Source organism: Chitinophaga sp. CF418, assembly GCF_900142925.1.
GTDB lineage: Bacteria > Bacteroidota > Bacteroidia > Chitinophagales > Chitinophagaceae > Chitinophaga.
Map to the genome: position 1 here is coordinate 180,821 of NZ_FRCN01000006.1, position 20,188 is coordinate 201,008.

Below are 20,188 nucleotides of genomic sequence, written 5' to 3' on the forward strand. Positions count from 1 at the left end.
CAACTTGTTTTAGGCCATTAACAAAACTGAAATACAAAGGTATCATTTTCAGCCCGTATGCCTTCATATAGAAATGTGAAATTTGTTGGTTATTCCCCCGAAATCTGATCAGACTGCCCGGCAGGCTGTGCTCATAGGAATTGCCGGGCAGACTGTTCTTAGAAAATCTCCGCCAGTTTAGTATCTAACTGTTCGTAGTCGTCTCCTCCGCTTCCAAACCGGGCTATAATGACTCCCTCAGGGTTGATCAGGATCTCGGTAGGTACGGCATGGACGCCATACATATTATAAATATCTCCTGGTTGTGGCTTACCGTCTTCTTTAAATTTGCCGGTATCCAGTCCGCGAAGCACGTGATTCCAGATATCCACACCATCTTTTGCAATTGCTTTCTTCCATTCATCGGCTTTATTGTCATTATCAGCAATACTTAGTATTGTCAGTCCCTTGTCTTTATACAGAGCGTATAGCTCTTTCAGATGGGTATTGTTCTTTCTGCAGGGAAGGCACCAGCTGGCCCAGAAGTCAAGCAGCAGGTATTTGCCTTTAAAGTCCGTCAGGCTGACAGGGTTGCCATTTATATCACGCTGACTAAATAACTGGGCGCGGCTACCGGGTGAGCCGTTCTGGATCTTCTCCAGGATATCAGTCAGTTCTCTGCCATAGATGCTGGTTTGCAGCCAGGGGGAGAGTTTGGATATATAAGATTTCAGCGTTTCTGGTTTCATGTAGCTGGTAAAATACCGTAGTTCCGCAGCCGTGACATAGGAATCCGGATGAGAACGGAAAAAGCCGTAGCTCACATCCCTGGCCTTCTCCTGGAGGGGTGCGAGCTTTTCTTTGGCAGCATCTGCTTTTGCCTTCAGCGTGCTCAGTTCTGCATCGCTTTTCCTGGCCTGGATAGCCTTCAGGTACAGTTTATTGGCGTCTTCAAAGGCCCTGGATAGGGGCGCCATCTCCTGCTGCACGCTGGCCCTCTCATTTAACAGTTCCTGGTAATCTTTTTGAGTGCCCGATCCTGTTATCGTGGCTTCCTGGAAGGCAGGCGATTTAATGTTGATGGTCATCTGGGCGGGATCAAGATAGAAGTCAATCCCGCTTTCTCCATTACTGCTGATGGTGGCCAATACCGGCTCGCTGAGCATCCCCTGGAAGGAAAAAGCACCATTTTTTATAGCACAGCTGTCTTCAATATAGAAGCCATTACCGTAACGGAGATATACGTATCCGTTGTCTTTGCCCGTAATAGTGCCGTCCAGTTGGAAGGGGCCGCGTTTTTCCTGGGCCATGGAAATAGAAGTTACAAGAATGCCCGTAACAACAGTCAATAGTTTTTTCATAGGGTTACTGGAATAATGCTTATGTTAATGATTTTAGTTGATTTGGGATTTCAATATAATAATTATTTAATAATTGGAGAATGGGGAATTATGAGTAAAGCTGTACTTTCTCTATCATTTCTATGACGTTAGAGACCTGCAATTTCTCAAAAATGCGTTTTTTGTAGGTGCTGACAGTTGAGATCTGTAAACTGAGTTTTTCCGCTATTTCTGCCACACTGGAGCCTTTTATCAGCAGTTGCATGATATTGTTCTCACGGCTGGATAAACGCTGAATTGGATTAGTGGCAGCTTTTTTATTGGTAAAATTGTTCAGTAAAGTCTGTTTCAGTGTAGGGCTGAGGTATTTTTCGTCCCTGAGCAGGGTCTTAGCGGCATTTTTGATCTCTTCTATACCGGTTTTTTTTGACAGGAAACCATCAGCTCCCGCTTCAAGATACCTCCATCCGAAGATCTGCTCATCGTAGCTGGAGAAGATAAGGATCTTGACATCCGGATGTCTGAGGCGGATTACATCCAGCATCTGGTGATTATTCCCTCCCGGCATGTCAATGTCCAGTATTATCAGATCGAATTTTTTAGTAGATAATATTTTCAGGGTATCCTCGAAACTGGACGCCTCACTGAGATGCGCATCCTCGATGGACTTTTGCAGAATGAGTGTAGTTCCATACCGGACCACCTCCTGATCATCGACAACTAAGATATTAGGCATAGCAACTTATTGTGTAAAAGTATGTTACAACGGTTAAATAAACAATGCATGGAAGATGGAGAAAAAAAGTTTTGTAGTAAAACTACTACATATTAATACAAGTTATTCTAAATAATTAAATCAAACAAGTATATAAATTTGTTGTATGTGAAAACCGTCAAGTGAACAAAACAAAATATACCTATGAATGATTCGGAAGTACTTAGCGGTCTTCTGTCCCGATACCAATACACAATTACTTTCAGAATGAGATTATTTCTTCCTAAGTGCCTGGTTTGCATTTTTTTATGCTGCCTGCTCAGTATTTCTTCATTTGCTCAGACAGGACCAGCCGGTGTAAATAACGGAGCTGTATTGTGGCTGGATGCTTCAGATGTACTGGCAGGAGGAACCGCTCCGGCTTTTGGCACAACGCTGGCTACATGGTTTGATAAGTCGGGTAGCGGGCATAATGCAGTCAGCTCTGGCGCTAACGCAGTGATATACAATACTGGTGGCGCAAATGGTCGCCCTGTTGTGAATTTTACCCGGACCTCCGCAGCAGCAGGTTCAGGCATGACAGTATCCGGATTGGACATCAGAGCGGTGACTTCTCCGGATGTCACCATCTTCGCGGTATACCGTCCGGGTACAAACGATGGTAATGCCCAGGCAATATGGGGAAATGATAATGGCAGTCAGCAGCGTTACTTCAATAACAAAGCGGCTACCGGTACTACGGATGCCAGTCTGGCCACCGGAGGCACGGCCGTCGTCATACCCGGAGGCGCAAAGAACGGAGAGACAAGGCTTGTCACAGCCGTTTATAGTAGTGGCGCCAACGCATCTGCAGCTTACCTGAACGGGAAGCTGATTTCTGCATTTACGGACCAGACAGCCAGTGCTTCTGGTCTTTCGACTTTTAAGATAGGTCTGGATGGCGATAATAATTACTACAACGGCGATGTCAGTGAACTGATCGTATATAACAGGAAGCTGAGCGCCTGTGAAATAGAAAAGATCAATATTTACCTCGCGGCCAAATACGCAACGGACTTTACCGATATGGCGTCTAACTATACACTCGGTATTCCTTATAATAATGATATCAATGGTGTAGGTGTACGTACTTCGGCTTGTGGGGGTACCTATAATATCAGCGCTTCTTTCAGTGCAATCCTGTCAGTTACCAATCCTTCCGCGAGTAATACCGGCGTAGTATTAAGCTTCGGTAATGATCGCGGAGGATATGGCAGTTCCTCTCAGACGCCTTCCACGTATACCTCCAGGTTACAGCAGGTATGGCGGGCAGACCTCAATGGAAATATTGGTACTGTGGATGTCTGCTTCGAACTAAGCGGCCTGGGTATTGACGTTTCCAACTCAGGCAACTTCGCCCTGCTGATAGATAAGGATGGAGATTTCAGTAACGCTACTGTTATCAGCACAGGCGTGACCATCCTGGTGAACAGAGTATGTATTTCCGGTGTAAGCCTCACGAAGGGCGATTACTTCACACTAGCCACGAGGGCAGCTACCAGTACTGCTTCTGAAATCACTTCAACGAATGAAGGTGTTCAGCAGAAATCATTATTTACTACCGCCACAGTGGTTGATGATCAGATACTTGTAAAAGGAAGTTCCAGCATTACAGATGGAAAAGTGTATATAGAAACAGGGTTTACTGCGGGAGACGTGATCTCCTGGGGGACCTTACCTACCGGGGTTACGGGTGCATATAATGCTACTACCGGGGTGGCTAACTTTACGGGTACTGCTTCGTCTACCGACTGGCAGAATTTTTACCGTACTATTACGTTCAACACCACCAGTGGCACTACGGGCAACAGGACCATCCGTTTTGTATTAAGTAACGTGGTGACTTATACTGTTGGCACCAAGCCCCACTACTACGAATATATTACCACTCCTATGAGCTGGACCGCAGCAAAAGCAGCTGCGGAGGCGCGTACATTATATGGTCTCCAGGGTTACCTGGCTACCAGTACGGCACAGATAGAAAATGACTTCATTACTTCCAAACTCTCTGCCGATGGCTGGATAGGAGCTTCCTGTAACTATACGCTGGTAAATACTGCCGTGGGCAGTACTGTATTTAACAATCAGAATCAGGCGAATGGTAAATATTATTGGGTAGTGGGCCCTGAAAAAGGAACGGCTATCTCCACAGGATTGAACACTCCTGTCGCAGTAGGTGGCGCATATATGAACTGGAACGCGGGCGAGCCAAATAACTATCAGAGTACCAACGAGCAGTACATGCAGCTGTATTCCACGAATCAGGGTAAATGGAATGACCTTCCGAATACTTCGAATCTGGGATATGTGGTGGAATATGGAGGATATGCTTCTGATCCGGTACTGAATATTGACTATAGCAGGGTGATGGTAAATGCACCGCCGGCTCCTGTTATTACTGCGTTTTCCAGTGATAATGGGCTTAGTTCCATAGATAATATTACTAACGATAACACCCTGGTTCTCAGTGGAACAGGGCAGGCTTCTGCCACTATCACCGTATACAGGGCAGATATAGGATCAATAGGTACAACCACCGTCAATGCTTCCGGTAACTGGACATTTAACTATACCGGTACTTCATTGACCGATGGTACCTATGCATTCACGGCAACCGCTACTACTGGTAGTCAGACAAGTGCTGCGAGTCAGACCTATACAATAACGGTAGACCTGACAGCTCCGTTCAAACCAGGGCAGCCTGCTTTAGCATCAGGTAGTGGAAATGCATCGAATGATGTTACGCCTGATCTGACAGGTTCTGCAGAACCAGGTTCCCTCGTGAAAATATATGATGGTGCTACGCAGATAGGTACCGCTACTACCAATGCATCCGGTCAATGGACGCTGACAGCACCTACCCTGAGCACTTCATTACATAATATTACTGTGACTGCAACAGATGTTGCGGGCAATGTGAGTGTCAGCAGTGATCCTTTCCCGCTGACTATAGATGTTACAGCACCTGCCACGCCTCCCGCTCCAACGCTGGTAGGTGGTGTTGCCGGTGTGACCAATGATAATACCCCTACTATCATTGGTAAGGCGGAAGCCAATAGTACCGTGACGATCTATAACGGTGGTGTTGCTGCCGGTACTGCCCATGCGGATAATAACGGTGATTATATCTTTACCTTCCCGGTACTCGCCGATGGGCCTTATACTGTGAATGTAACAGCTACAGATGCTGCGGGTAATACCAGTGCACAAAGTCCTGCGCTGAACTTTACCGTAGATACGCAGGCGCCTCCTGTGCCAACCATCACTACTGCTCAGACGCTGACAAATGATAACACACCAACTGTAACCGGTACAGCGGAGGCTAATAGCACTGTAACCATTTATAAAGATGGTGTGGCAGCTGGCACCGCTACCGCGAATGCTTCCGGCAATTATACCTACACCTTTAGTCCTGCATTGCCTGACGCTACTTATAGCATCACCGCAACTGCTACTGATGCCGTAGGCAATACCAGTGCGCAAAGTAGTCCGCTGAACATTACGGTGGATGCTACCGCTCCTAATGCTCCGGTTATTACTACCAATAAATTAATAACTAATAATAATACTCCTACCATAACAGGTACCGCGGAAGCTAACAGCACGGTAACTATTTATAAAGGAGGTGTTGCTGTGGCTACGACTACGGCTAATGCCGGTGGTAATTTCTCTTATACGTTCAGTTCTCCATTAGCGGATAATGTATATGCCGTAACAGCTACCGCTACTGATGCTGCGGGCAATATCAGTCCACAGAGTAACGTATTGAACATTACCATTGATACCCAGGCGCCTCCGGCTCCTGTTGTATCATCTGTCGCTACTCCGGCTAATGACAACACGCCAACCGTTACCGGTACCGCAGAGCCTAACAGCACAGTAACTATTTATCGTGACGGTGTGCTGGCTGGTACAACTGCTGCTAATGCCAGTGGTAACTACAGCTATACCTTTACTTCATCATTGGCCGACGGACTGCGTGGAATAACCGCTACAGCGACGGATGCCGCAGGTAATACCGGTCCGCAGAGTGCGCCCCTGAATATCCTGATTGATACGCAGGCGCCGGGTGTACCGACCATTACTACTGCTCAGACACCAACTAATGATAATACGCCAACGGTAACGGGTACAGCGGAAGCTAACAGCACCGTAACTATCTATGTAGGTGGTTCAGCAGTTGGTACAACTACTGCTAATGCCGGTGGTAACTACACCTTCACAGTACCAACGGCCTTATCTGACGGTACTCATACGTTCACCGCTACAGCAGCTGATGCAACAGGTAATACCAGTGCGCCAAGTGCGGGTCTGAATATCACTATCGATAGCCAGGCGCCGACTGCACCGACCATTACTACTGCCCAGACACTGACTGTTGACAATACGCCAACTGTAACAGGTACAGCGGAAGCTAACAGCACGGTGACCATATATATAGATGGCACTGCAGCCGGTACAACTACTGCTAATGCCGGTGGTAACTATACCTTCACAGTACCAACAGCTTTATCTGACGGTACACATGCATTCACTGCTACAGCTACCGATGCAGTGGGTAATACAAGTACACCAAGTGCTCCGCTGAATATTACCATCGATACGCAGGCTCCAACGGTACCAACCATCACTACCGCTCAAACACCGACTAGTGATAATACACCAACTGTAACCGGCGCGGCGGAAGCCAACAGCACTGTAACTATCTATGTAGACGGTTCAGCAGTAAGCACAACTACAGCTACTGCCGGTGGTAACTATACTTTCACAGTACCAACGTCACTGTCTGACGGTACACATGCATTCACAGCCACTGCTACGGATGCAGTTGGTAATACCAGTGCATTAAGTGCTACCCTGAATATCATTATTGATACCCAGGCGCCAGGCGCACCGACTATTACTACGGCTCAGACATTGACCGCTGATAATACACCAACTGTAACTGGTACAGCAGAAGCTAACAGCACCGTCACTATCTATGTAGATGGTTCGGCAGTTGGTACGACTACCGCTACTGCCGGTGGTAACTACACTTTCACAGTGCCAACAGCTTTATCTGACGGTACACATGCATTCACTGCTACAGCGACTGACGCAGTAGGTAACACCAGTGCACCAAGCGCTACCCTGAATATCACTATCGATACCCAGGCGCCAGCTGTGCCAACTATCACTACAGCTCAGACCCTAACATCTGATAATACACCAACTGTAACAGGTACGGCAGAAGCTAACAGCTCCGTAACCATCTATAAGGATGGTACCATTGTGGCTACAGTATCTGCTGATGTTAGTGGTAATTATATTTACACCTTTACTACATCACTGCCTGACGGCTCTTATGTACTGACTGCCACCGCTAAAGACGCAGTAGGCAATACCAGCGCTCTAAGTGCTCCGCTGAATATCACTATCGATACGCAGGCACCAGCTGTACCAACTATCACCACCGCTCAGGCCTTAACATCTGATAATACACCGACCGTAACTGGTACAGCAGAAGCTAACAGCACTGTAACTATTTATGTAGATGGTTCAGCAGTAGGTACAACTACTGCTAACGCTGGTGGTAGCTACACCTTCACGGTGCCAACACCACTGTCAGACGGTACCCATGCATTCACTGCTACATCAACTGACGCAGTAGGTAATACCAGTGCACCAAGTGCTACGCTGAATATCACTATTGATACGCAGGTGCCAACTGTACCGACTATTACCACCGCTCAGACCTTAACATCCGATAATACACCAACCGTAACCGGTACAGCCGAAGCTAACAGCACCGTAACTATCTATGTAGATGGTACTGCAGTTGGTACTACCACCGCTAACGCTGGTGGTAACTATACCTTCACAGTGCCAACAGCACTGACAGATGGTACGCATACATTCACTGCTACATCAACTGACGCAGTAGGTAATACCAGTGCACCAAGTGCTACGCTGAATATCACTATCGATACCCAGGTGCCAACTGTGCCGACTATTACTACCGCTCAGACCTTAACATCCGATAATACACCAACTGTAACTGGTACAGCAGAGGCAAACAGCACCGTAACTATCTATGTAGATGGTTCAGCAGTAGGTACAACCACCGCTAATGCTGGTGGTAACTATACCTTCACAGTGCCAACACCACTGTCTGATGGCACACATGCATTCACTGCTACAGCTACCGATGCAGTAGGTAACACCAGTGCACCAAGTGCTACGCTGAATATCACTATTGATACCCAGGTGCCAACTGTGCCGACGATTACTACCGCTCAGACCTTAACATCTGATAATACACCAACTGTAACAGGTACAGCAGAAGCCAACAGCACTGTAACTATTTATGTAGATGGTTCAGCAGTTGGTACAACTACAGCTAATGCCGGTGGTAACTATACCTTCACAGTGCCAACAGCACTGTCAGACGGTACACATGCATTCACAGCTACAGCTACCGATGCAGTAGGTAATACCAGTGCACCAAGTGTTACCCTGAATATCACTATCGATACCCAGGTACCAACTGTGCCAACTATTACCACCGCTCAGACCTTAACATCTGATAACACACCAACCGTAACAGGTACAGCGGAAGCTAACAGCACCGTGACTATCTATGTAGATGGTTCAGCAGTAGGTACAACTACCGCCAACGCCGGTGGTAACTATACCTTCACAGTGCCAACACCACTGTCAGATGGTACGCATGCATTCACAGCTACAGCTACCGATGCAGTAGGTAATACCAGTGCACCAAGTGCCACGCTGAATATCACTATAGATACGCAGGTGTTAACTGTGCCAACTATCACTACGGCTCAGACATTAACTAACGACAACACACCAACCGTAACTGGTACAGCAAAAGCTAACAGCACTGTGACTATCTATGTAGATGGTTCAGCAGTAGGTACAACTACTGCTAACGCCGGTGGTAACTACACCTTCACAGTACCAACACCGCTGTCAGATGGTACACATGCGTTCACTGCTACAGCTACCGATGCAGTAGGTAACACCAGTGCACCAAGTGCTACCCTGAATATCACTATCGATACCCAGGCGCCAGCTGTGCCAACCATCACCACCGATAAAACACCTACCAGCGATAATACGCCAACAGTAACCGGTACAACGGAAGCTAACAGCACAGTGACAATCTATCGGGATGGAACCGCAGTAGGCACCACTAAGGCAGACGCCAGTGGTAACTATACATATACGTTTAATCCAGCTCTGGCTGATGGTAGCTATGCTATTACCGCGACGGCAACAGATGCCGCCGGTAATACCAGCGCACACAGCCCGGCCTTAAATATCACCATTGATGCAGCTGGCCCCGCAACGCCAGCTGCGCCTCAACTGATCGGTGGCACTAATGGCATCATTAATGATGCCACGCCATCTATCAAAGGTGACGCAGAAGCCAACAGTACCGTAACCGTGTACATAGATGGCATACCTGTCGGCACCACAAAAGCTGATGCCAGCGGTCATTACACTTACACATTTAATCCTGCATTAGCAGACGGACCGCACAACATCACCGTAACCGCAACAGACGCTACCGGCAATACCAGCGCACAAAGCCCGGCACTTGCTATCGTGATAGATACACAAGCGCCGCCTGTGCCGACTGTTACGACCGACAAGTCGCCTACAAACGACAATACACCAACTGTCACCGGTAAAGCAGAACCGAATAGTACCGTAACAGTTTACGTAGATGGCAAACCTGCTGGTACAACAACTGCAGACAATAGCGGTAATTACAACTATACCTTCAATCCTGCATTGACCGACGGTAACCACAACGTTACTGCCACCGCCACAGATGCTGCAGGCAATACCAGCGCACAAACGCCATCACTGAGTATCACTGTTGATACCCAGGCGCCAACTGCACCGACCATTGTACTGGAAACCGCCAGCAACAATGGTGTGATCACTACCAACACGCCAACAATCTCAGGTGCTGCGGAAGCTAACAGCACTGTGACAATCTATGCGGATGGGGTAGTGGCAGGTACTGCAACTGCAGATGCAAGTGGTCATTATACATATACTTTCAACCCTGCTTTATCTCAGGGCGCTCATACCATCACGGCTACAGCCACCGATGCTGCAGGTAATACCAGCTTGCCAGGTGGTCCGCTTTCCTTCTCAATCGATGCAACAGCTCCGGGTATTCCTCGAGCTCCTGTATTGCCTGGTATAAATATCCCGGGTCTTGTAAATACCGGTACTCCAAGGATCACAGGCAGAGGGGAACCAGGTACGACCATCACCATTTACACCGACGGTAAGGCGGTAGGTACGGCTGACGTAAACGCTGCCGGCGACTGGTCTTATACCTATAATCCTGCACTGGCAGAAGGTGCGTACAATATCACTGTGACCGCCTCCGACAAGCAGGGAAATGAAAGTGGGCATAGTAACCAGGTGGTAATGACGGTGGACCTCACCAAGCCCGACGTATCTCTGATGACGCGGGCTAAAGAGCCATTGGATGATCCTGCTGTCTTTACGTTTACTTTCTCTGAAGATGTTATAGGGTTCGAATCCGGAGATATCAATGTGACCAATGGTACCGTGAAGGAAGTCAAACAGTTGTCGCCCACCATCTATGATGTGGTTATTGTGCCGCTGGAAAATGGGATGATGACAGTGAACGTTCCGGCGGATAAGGTAACTGATATGGCAGGTAATGGCAATACGGTTTCCAGTACGCTGGCCCTCCGAATAAAATTCGGGATGAGTATAGATATTGTCTACCCAATGCCGGCAACTGATGTGGTGAATGTACGCTTCTCTGGGGTTGATTATGGAGATGCTAATTTTACTATGACAAGTATGGCAGGCCAGGTATTGTTGCAGCAGAATGGTACTGTGAAGAATGGTATACTGACCTTCAATACGCAACGTGTTCCTTCCGGTACATATGTACTGTACATCAGGATGAAAGATCACAGCTTTAACACTACAGTCGTAATAGCAAGATAACAACTGATAGTTCCGGTAGCTAACCTGAGCTGCCGGGACTATACAAAACAACTGAGATGATACGTTTCTGTTTCCGTTCTGCAACACTGGCTTTTCTGATAGGAACAGTTCTGCCTGTTGTATCGCATGCACAAAAGACTATTAATGTGGCTACATCTGCCGCACCTTTCCTGAGAATATCTCCGGATGCCCGTGCAGGTGGTATGGGAGAAATGGGCATTGCCACAAAAGCGGATGCCAATGCACCTTTCTATAATTTGTCTAAGATTGTCTTTGCAGATGCGCCAGACGGCGTGGCGGTTTCATATACTCCCTGGCTGAGGGAGATCAGTAACAAGATTTACCTGGCTACTGTCAGCGGTTATCATAAATTGGATGATAACCAGGCGGTAAGTGGGGCGCTCCGGTATTTTAACCTGGGTAATATTCAGTTTGCGGACGCTTCGGGGAATCCGCTGGGCAGCTCCAGTCCACGGGAGTTCTCCCTGGAAGGAGGTTACGCCCGTAAACTGGGAGATCGTTTGAGCCTCGCATTGGCAGCTCGTTATATTTATTCAAAGCTGGCCACCGGTAACGCCAACAATTCCGGAGTCAATTACAAAGCCGGAAATGCCTTTGGAGTGGATATCTCCATGACTTACAATGCGGTAAACGAAGAAGGGAAGGGGCTTACAACCGGAGCCACTATCACTAACCTGGGTTCACGGGTTAACTATAGCAATAACAGCGCTGCCAAGGATTATCTGCCTTCCAATTTCGGTGCAGGTGTCGCTTATCATCTGCCGGTACAGGAAGGCCATAAGTTTACTTTCGGCCTGGAACTCAATAAGATGCTGACGCCTGTTATTCCCAACGATTCCGCAGGTATTGCCTCATACTACGATTACAGCGTCGTTAAAAGCTGGTTTAAATCCTTTAGTAGTGCTAACGGTGGATTGAAATCCTTCCAGGTATCCCTGGGCTGTGAATACAGCTATAAAGATCAGTTCTTCCTCCGCACCGGCTATTTCTACGAAGACAAATACCATGGTGACCGTAAATATCTGACCACCGGCGTTGGATATAGATATGGTTCCGCTATGATCAATATCGCCTACATCGTACCATCCGGCAGCGGCGCCACCAAAAGCCCTCTGTCCAATACACTGCGTTTCGGTGCTACCGTGGATCTTCCATGGAAATAAATAAGATTTTCCCCTGTTCTATATACCCTATACCTATGAAGGCCCGTCTCCGGCGGGCCTTTTATTTCTTATTTAAATTATTTATATTTGTTATACTTAATCGGCATTTTCCCTAAACCTAAACCCAGAACCTATGATTTTCTTTTATGGACGCAACAGTTTTAAGACGAAGACTGTTCAGCTGTCGGAAATTGGTATCCACACCGAAGTTCCGGGCGTGGTACAATTTGAATACAGACAACAATATGCGCATCTGTATTGGATCCCAATGTTTCCTATTGGCTCACAATGGTGTGTACGTAAGACTGATAACAAGCTGTATGAAGTAAACCATGAACTCTTGCCGGCATTGAACGCATTGCCAAGGCCTAAAATGGGATGGCTTGCTTTTGCCGGTCCTATTATTGCCGCACTGATACTGATTTTTGTGAAAATTTTTGCTTAACTGTTACTCAGCACATAAATATAGAGGGCGTATCAAAAAAGTCTGATACGCCCTCTTTTTATATTCCCTTGCCATTGTTATCTATATTCACCGGAAGCGGGGACCGCATGAAAAAATAACCGTTCTTCCTATACTTTTCTTGTGGTAATTGTTTTTTTGTATTTTCATTGTCATACCATGCCACGTTAAACACAAAAAACATGAGTTCAAGAAGACAATTTATGCAACAGGCAGGCCTCATAGCCGCCGGTGTTATGATCAACCCATCTGGTATTTTCAGCAAAGGCCGTGAAAATACAGTTAGCAAAATAGGTATCCAGTTATATACCCTGCGTGAACAGCTGGCGAAAGACGTAAAAAACACCATAGAGAAGGTCGCTCAGACCGGCTATAGTCATGTTGAGACATTCTACGGCTACAAAGCACCTGATCAGAAGGAACAGTTCTGGGGACTTGATCCTAAAGGGTTTAAGGCCCTTTTGAAAGACAATAACCTTGCTACCTACAGTGGGCACTATCAGCTGAACGATTACCTGACCCGCGGAAATGGTAAGGAGGAAGCCTTGAAGGTGCAGCTCGGCATCGCTAACGAACTTGGACAGAAATATCTGGTTGTACCGGTTCCCCCTGTTGGTACGTGGGATAAGCTGACTGCCGATGACTATAAATTCATCGCAGAACAGTTGAATAAGGCAGGAGAATTAGCACAGCAATCTGACCTGAAAATAGGGTATCATAATCACTACTGGGAATTCAGACAGCTGCCAGAGGCCCAGACCTCCGGATATGAGATCATGCTGAAAGGTACTGATCCATCTCTGGTAACATTTGAGCTGGATCTCTTCTGGGCTATTAAAGCCAATGTTGATCCTGTAACGTTATTCAGAAAATATCCCGGCCGTTTCTCTATGTGGCATGTCAAGGACATTGATAAATCAGCCACTGAGAAAATTGCAGGTGGCGATGCAGATCATAAAACAGCCATGGAGATCCTGCCTCATGTGAAATTCGCAGAAGTAGGTACCGGCGCCGTTGATTTCAAAAATGTCTTTGCCAATGCCAGTGTAGCAGGTGTTAAATATGCTTTCGTAGAGCAGGACAAGATCTCCATTGATCCGTTTGAAAGTATTAAGAAGAGTTACGGATATGTGAAAAGCAATTTGCTAAAAGCCTAAGAGATATTAGACGCACAATAGAACAGGGGCAGATATAATAATCGTTTGCCCCTGTTTTTCTGACTGTCAGCCTCTTCCATTCCGCAGCTCTCTGGCACCGCGCACATTTTATTCCTGCCCAACCCTTATAATCCGCAATATTTACGTAGTTACTGAAAGGTTAGGGGATACGTATTTCCCGCAATGGTGGCTGCTTTGAGGATTTATACTGCCTTTTATTTTGCCATAAGTACCATTTACCCGCCAATTCTAACCAGATAGGAATTGCCATTTTTCTTTTCTTGTGGGATGCTCTTACTTTGCCTCCGTAAAAATATTCAACCCCAAAAAAATTGCATAATATGAAAATCGCAATGACAGCCGCAGCGGCCATGCTTCTATGCATACAAGCGTTTGCGCAAGACCCTCAAAAAGAAGAAAAAGATGCACCAGAACTTCTGTACAAGAGCGTTAAAAAAGTAACAATGGCCACCCCGGACGGACCGGATGGTGACGAGATCAGCAACAGGCCTCTAAGTAGCAGGTTAAGGACAGTCACTCCCGCAAGGAGGATCAGTGCCACCAAACAGGTGATATTTACAGAAGCAGATGCTCCCGGCATTGCAATGATGCGCAGTGGAGGCAGTTGTGCTCCTCCGGTTGTGGAGGATGGTATGGACCCTGTATATGATGGCGTAAAACCACATATGCCATTATACCTGCCTTATAAAAACAGCAGCGTAGGCATCTGGCAGGGCTTTTACTACAATTGGGATAAAAATAACGACGGTAGTAAAGATATTCACCGCGCTATCGATTATGGTAAGACTTCAGTCGATACCAATGAAGACCCTACCTTTGGGGTGTATGCCATAGCACCCGGTAAAGTCGTTGATGTATATTGGTCAAATGGTGGTGGTAATATTATCGTTATCGAACATACCGCACCAGACGGATTTAAATATCGCAGCCGTTATCTGCATCTCCGTAATGGATATGATAATGACAGGGCGCTGGCTAAAAACTCTCCAACTGCCAAGTATAAAGCATTTGCAAAAAATGGTACTACCAGTGCCTTGTGCTGGGGGACCAACAGTCAGACTATTAAAGTCAAGAAAGATGACTATGTACAGGCGGGGCAGTTCCTGGCTTACTCAGGCAATACCGGCTCCGGTGGTATCGGTGTTATCCTCAACGAAGATGGTACACTGACAAATCCAGGCACAAAATCATTCAACGTGCACCTGCATTTTGAAACAAGTGTACTGGATACCCGTAGTGGTCATAGTGGTGAATGGGTGAATATAGATCCATATGGCACATACAATCATAGTGGTGTTAGTTGTTATGATCTTGAATCTGTAACCCCTTATGCCCGTTTATTTGCACCATTTTATCCCAGCTTCCATAACGTACCACTGAATATTGTAAACAAATTCTGGTCTTATTATACTGGTATGGGTATGGCGTTACAGACAGTAAGCGTTGACCGCCATAGTGGTGATCTGTATGCTGCTGGTTCCTTCCAGTGGGGATTATCCGGAGAGTGGTATACACACTTCTATATGACAGGTACTGTTTACCAGACTTACTTTAATACCTATAATGCAAAAGGTATGCGTCCCCGCCAGATATCAGTAACTAAGGACGGCAGTGGTAATCCGCGTTTTTCTGTGATCTGGGAAAAGAATCCGGCCGGACAATCAGCATACTCTATCCACAATGCAGACGATGCTGCCTTTGACAATGCCTGGAAAACATATGTGACCACCAAAAAATGGCATGTACAGGAACACGTTGACTATACAGTAAATGGCAAGAGGTTGCATGCCGCAGTCTTTATCAATAAACCTAACGACAATGGCTTCTATCTCTACTATGGTATGAATTCAACAGACTTTAACAACAAATTCAATGAATTATATCCTAACTGGGAATTGAAGAGCATCTGTGTAAATGGTAATCAGGTAGGAGGGGTATGGCGTCCGAAAAAGAACAATTACGCCGCTTACTATGGTATGACGTCCGCAGACTACCAGGCCAAATTTAACCAGTTTACCTCCCAGGGTTTACGTTTGGTGAAGGTGCAGAATTATGATGATAGTGAACGTTTCAGCGCCGTATGGGGTAAATAAACCCGTATCGGTATAAAAAATGCCGTCCTGGTGAGCCAGGACGGCGTTTCCTATTTATTCCAGTTCATGTCATTGACCACAATATTGCTATCAGGCGCGGCCTTTAGTTGCATGCCTGGGAATGTTTTTCTTAACAGATGCTGGTTCAGCGTTTTTGTCGAGCAGTACCTCTAACGAAAAGAACCGGCTTTCTATCTGAATCTCCATTGCCACAAACTTCTGCTCAATGTCGATCTGTCTTGATTCGATCATACTTGTTTTCTTCTCTACGATTGCCACTCTTTCTCCCAGTACCCTGAATTCTTCCTTGACTTCTTTTCTAAAACTGTACAAGTTAACCTCCAGCGCATCTACCCTTATGATGAGTACATCTACTTTCTCCTCAACTGCAGTCATTCTCGTCTCAAGTGCCTCAACTCTTACTGTGAGTGCATCTACTTTCTCCTCAAGTGCCTCAACTCTTACTGCGATTGCATCTACTTTCTCTGCGAGTGCATCTACCTTCGCATCCAGATTGGTCAATAGAGTCAGTATTTGCTGTACTGTCTCAGCTCCGATTGTAAATTCCATATAAAGATGGTTTTTGTGTAAATAATTGGTTAAAGATGATCTCCCTGAAATTTCATTACAGGGTTAACTTCCTTTGCAGTATCATCTGTGAGGTCAGCGTTAGTCTTTTTCTCTGCCATCTCCGTTTCTTTCGGAGAGGCATCTGTTCTTCCAATGGGTGGTTCATTCTTACATGGTGGATCTATAAATTTGGCACTTATAATGTTAAATACTACCAGAATTTGTTGCGCTACGTCAGCTTTAATTGTAAATTCCATAATCAAGATGTTTTTATATAAACTAATTGGATAAAAAAAATGTGATCTCCATACAGTTCGTAACTGCTTGTACAATAATTGTTTTTTTAAAAATGATATCCCCACAATTGCCATACTGTACCAACTTTCCGCACAATAACCGGCGCCCAAAAGGGATCCTCACAATCCAAAAACGGTTTTGATTTTCCATGTAATAACCGGCTCCCAAAAAACAGCTCCTCACAATTCCAGCACAGCCTCAACTTTCCGCATAATAACCGTTTCCCAAAAACACATCCCGGCAACTCCAACACTCTTAAACCTCCTACGCAATATCACATAAGAAGCTAAACTCCACTGGCAATCGGACGGCACATAAAAATGCAAGTCCCAGTGCCAAGACAATGAGCTTCTGTTCCGCTTACCTCACGATAAACAGACCTTGTGACAATTTCAATTCTTCAGGTGGTTAAGTTGATGCCGGCAAAAGACTTATTGCGGCTATGTGTGGTTGGGAGCGTCTACAAACAAATTAATTGGCGCTGCGATACTGAGCAGGCTTTGATACAACTACATTCGGTGAATATTGCACCTTATACCCCGGTAACTTTTTAGATACCTGCTTCTCTTTACCGGGAAATAATATTGGTAGCTGAGCAGGTAGTATCTGCATTATCATAAAAACAGTTTTCTACGTGAAAAATGGTTACTTTCTTTCAAAGGGATAACTGAGTTTATCTTCGGATAAAGATAAACTCAGTTATCCTATGGTGGATTTATATCTTCTATCATAAACAAACAATGGCTTTTTATTACCCGCCAAAAATATTAAACCCTTTTCGGTTTTTCGCTATTCATTTTGTTCATTCTCAAACCCATCACTACACCTCCGGTCAGTAGCAATAACATCGCGATATAACTTGATATCGCTAGTTTAATACCCGTGTAATAAGATGATGGTTCAAATTTGAAAGTGATAGTATGCTTTCCTGCTGGCACTTCCATGCCGCGCAATGCATAGTCTACGCGGTAGTATTGTGCTGGCTGACCATCGATGAACGCATTCCAGCCTTGCTCATAATATACTTCTGAGAACACTGCAAATTGTTGACTGCCCGCTGTTGAACTATAACTGATCTCATTCAGGTTGTTTGCAATCAGATTGATAGTCGCCGTAGAATCAAAAGCAGGAAGACCTTTTATCACTTCCTTATAACGCTGATCTATCACCACGGTATCCTTCGTCTCCAGGTGGTCGAGCGCCTTCATCTCTGCATCTGCATTTTTAGCCCACAGGATGTGTTTTACAAACCAGGCATTACCCAGTGCATCAGGGTTCCTTTGTGCCACCGGGCGCCCGTCGTTTCCGGGCACGATCACATATTTTGTATTGAGCATGTTAAGCACCTTAATATTATTGTGGCTGATCTGTCGCTCAATCAGATCTGCATACAATTGTAATTTAGCTGCATGATAGCCGCCTACACTCTTATGAAAATAGGATGTCATTGCATCATCAAACGGTTGGGCCGTCAGGTTAAATACCCTATAGTAAGGATCTTTATCCTGTAATATCTGCTGGTCTGCTTCGGTGGCCTGGAAGGGAAGACTGTAACTGCTTTCGTCCATAAAACTGTCCGCATTCAGATAACGGTTGTCGACCTGCAGCAGGTCTATCACAATTAACAGGGAGATACCAGCCAGCAGCCAGGTGGTATTGAAGCGGCCCTTGATGAATAGCCATAACAAGAGAAAAGCCAGCCCCACGAAAATAGCAGTCCGTAATACATCATCATGATACAGATTTTCTCTGTCTGTATACAGGGCCACCATCAGCTCGTCCGCTATCTGGGTATTACCCTGAAACATCTGTACCAGTCTGGAATGGAAAACGTCGTCTCCGCCCGGATTATCAACACTGTTGGTGGCGTTTGTATATTTGAAGTTAAAGGATGCTACATAGATGATCAGCAGCAGACCGGCGAATATCATTCCTGTCCATTTCAGTTTCTTCTGCAACTCCTCACGCGATAGTTTGCCGCTGATCAGCTCCTGTAAGGTGAGCACCGCCAATACAGCAAATGAAAGCTGGGGAATAATGAGGGCCTGTGATGGTGCGCGGAACTTATTGTACATCGGGAAATGATCGAACATAAAATAGTTAAAGGCAGGAAAATTACTCCCCCACGCCAATAAAATGCCCAATACACTGATTGCAATCAGCCACCATTTATGCCAGGAGCGGACAATAAAAAGACCCAGTAATGCCAACAGGCAGATCACAGCGCCCATATATACCGGTCCGGAAGTGCCCAGATAGGACTGATCACCCCAATACAGATTCCAGTGTTTGGTCATTTCCTGTACATTGGGTTCGGGCAGACCTATTGCCATCAGTTTCTTATATGTTTCAGTATTGCTGCTCAATGCCCCCCCGGAGCTGCCTCCGTATATATCAGGCACCAGCATGGTAAATGTCTCAAACTTGCCATAACTCCAGCGGAAGGCGTACTCCCTGTCCAATCCTCCCTTGCTTTTATCGGGTGATGCTCCTGGTAGCGGGGTGAGTTCCGAAGTGCCGCCACGGGTACTTTCCTTCGCATATTCATAGGTTGTCCATAAAGAAACCGCATTCGAACCCAATGAAAGCACCACCGCCAGCACCGTTAGCAAACCGCTGATAAGGAGATGCCTGTATTGTTTTTGGAGAATGCAGTACACGGCATAGACAATTGCAACCACCGCCAGTATCAGAAAGAAATAATAGGTGATCTGCAGGTGATTGGCGCCTACCAGGTAGGTGAGGAATAAGGCCATGATGCCGGTTCCCAACAGGTATCTTTTGCGCATGATCAGCACAAATCCTGCTATTACCGCAGGCAGATAGGCGAGTGCCAGCATCTTGGTTTCATGGCCTGTTACGATAATGATTGGTGAATAACTTGCATAAGTATACGCCACTGCTCCCGCAAACCCCACCCAGGGATTTGTACCCAGCACAATACATAACAGGTAAAAGCATAGTGCAGAGAGGAATAGGACATTGACCGGTTTGGGCAGTCCAAACGTCAGAACAGCCGGAATGTAATTGGTAAAATCATAAGATGTCTCCATCGCTATCTGGTAGGTAGGCATTCCCCCGAACATACTGGTTGTCCACAGCGGAGTGATGCCATGTGCCTTCTTATATTCCATGGCTTCCCTGGCCATACCCTGCCATTGCACATTGTCACTCTGGCTGAGTATTTTGCCATTCAGCGCTGGTTTACAATAGATAATAGAAAGTATTAACAGTGCCAGTATAGCAAGGGCATGTGGTAGCAAGGTCTTCAAACGGGTGATCATAAAGTGTCCTAATTGAACGATGAATATATAAATAGTTTAA

At 46.1% G+C, this 20,188-nt stretch carries 10 protein-coding genes; 5 read left to right on the top strand and 5 right to left on the bottom strand.

The genetic code is table 11. The features are described 5' to 3' along the window. Positions 1-158: 158 nt before the first annotated feature. Positions 159-1,340 carry an AhpC/TSA family protein gene (locus tag F3I09_RS14905; protein ID WP_149695833.1) on the bottom strand — a complete coding sequence of 394 codons (1,182 nt, stop codon included), beginning with the start codon at positions 1,338-1,340 and terminating at the stop codon, positions 159-161. An 88-nt stretch (positions 1,341-1,428) separates the two neighbouring features. After that, positions 1,429-2,055 (bottom strand): response regulator transcription factor, encoded by a 627-nt coding sequence (locus F3I09_RS14910; RefSeq protein WP_149695834.1) that lies wholly within the window; start codon positions 2,053-2,055, stop codon positions 1,429-1,431. Between the two features lie 246 nt (positions 2,056-2,301). On the opposite strand from F3I09_RS14910, the gene F3I09_RS14915 reads away from it, so the two are divergent. From F3I09_RS14915 to F3I09_RS14935, 5 genes are all read left to right on the top strand, one after another. Next, positions 2,302-11,079, top strand: a complete 8,778-nt coding sequence (locus F3I09_RS14915; protein ID WP_188133818.1) for an Ig-like domain-containing protein — start codon at positions 2,302-2,304, stop codon at positions 11,077-11,079. Positions 11,080-11,135: 56 nt separating this feature from the next. Beyond that, positions 11,136-12,263: a type IX secretion system outer membrane channel protein PorV gene (gene porV, locus F3I09_RS14920; RefSeq protein WP_149695836.1), complete on the top strand. Its 1,128-nt coding sequence runs from the start codon at positions 11,136-11,138 to the stop codon at positions 12,261-12,263. A 133-nt stretch (positions 12,264-12,396) separates the two neighbouring features. Further along, complete coding sequence (locus tag F3I09_RS14925) at positions 12,397-12,708, top strand: hypothetical protein (RefSeq protein WP_149695837.1); 312 nt, start codon at positions 12,397-12,399, stop codon at positions 12,706-12,708. Between the two features lie 200 nt (positions 12,709-12,908). Next, positions 12,909-13,883 carry a sugar phosphate isomerase/epimerase gene (locus F3I09_RS14930; RefSeq protein WP_149695838.1) on the top strand — a complete coding sequence of 325 codons (975 nt, stop codon included), beginning with the start codon at positions 12,909-12,911 and terminating at the stop codon, positions 13,881-13,883. Positions 13,884-14,224: 341 nt separating this feature from the next. Next, positions 14,225-15,997: a peptidoglycan DD-metalloendopeptidase family protein gene (locus F3I09_RS14935; protein ID WP_149695839.1), complete on the top strand. Its 1,773-nt coding sequence runs from the start codon at positions 14,225-14,227 to the stop codon at positions 15,995-15,997. 90 nt (positions 15,998-16,087) lie between these two features. Here F3I09_RS14935 and F3I09_RS14940 read toward each other — a convergent pair whose 3' ends face one another. From F3I09_RS14940 to F3I09_RS14950, 3 genes are all read right to left on the bottom strand, one after another. Next, positions 16,088-16,567, bottom strand: a complete 480-nt coding sequence (locus F3I09_RS14940) for a hypothetical protein (protein ID WP_149695840.1) — start codon at positions 16,565-16,567, stop codon at positions 16,088-16,090. A 29-nt stretch (positions 16,568-16,596) separates the two neighbouring features. Then, a complete protein-coding gene (locus F3I09_RS14945; RefSeq protein ID WP_149695841.1) occupies positions 16,597-16,824 on the bottom strand; it encodes a hypothetical protein in 228 nt (75 codons plus the stop codon). A gap of 807 nt (positions 16,825-17,631) precedes the next feature. Further along, positions 17,632-20,148, bottom strand: a complete 2,517-nt coding sequence (locus tag F3I09_RS14950) for a YfhO family protein (protein ID WP_149695842.1) — start codon at positions 20,146-20,148, stop codon at positions 17,632-17,634. Positions 20,149-20,188: the final 40 nt, after the last annotated feature.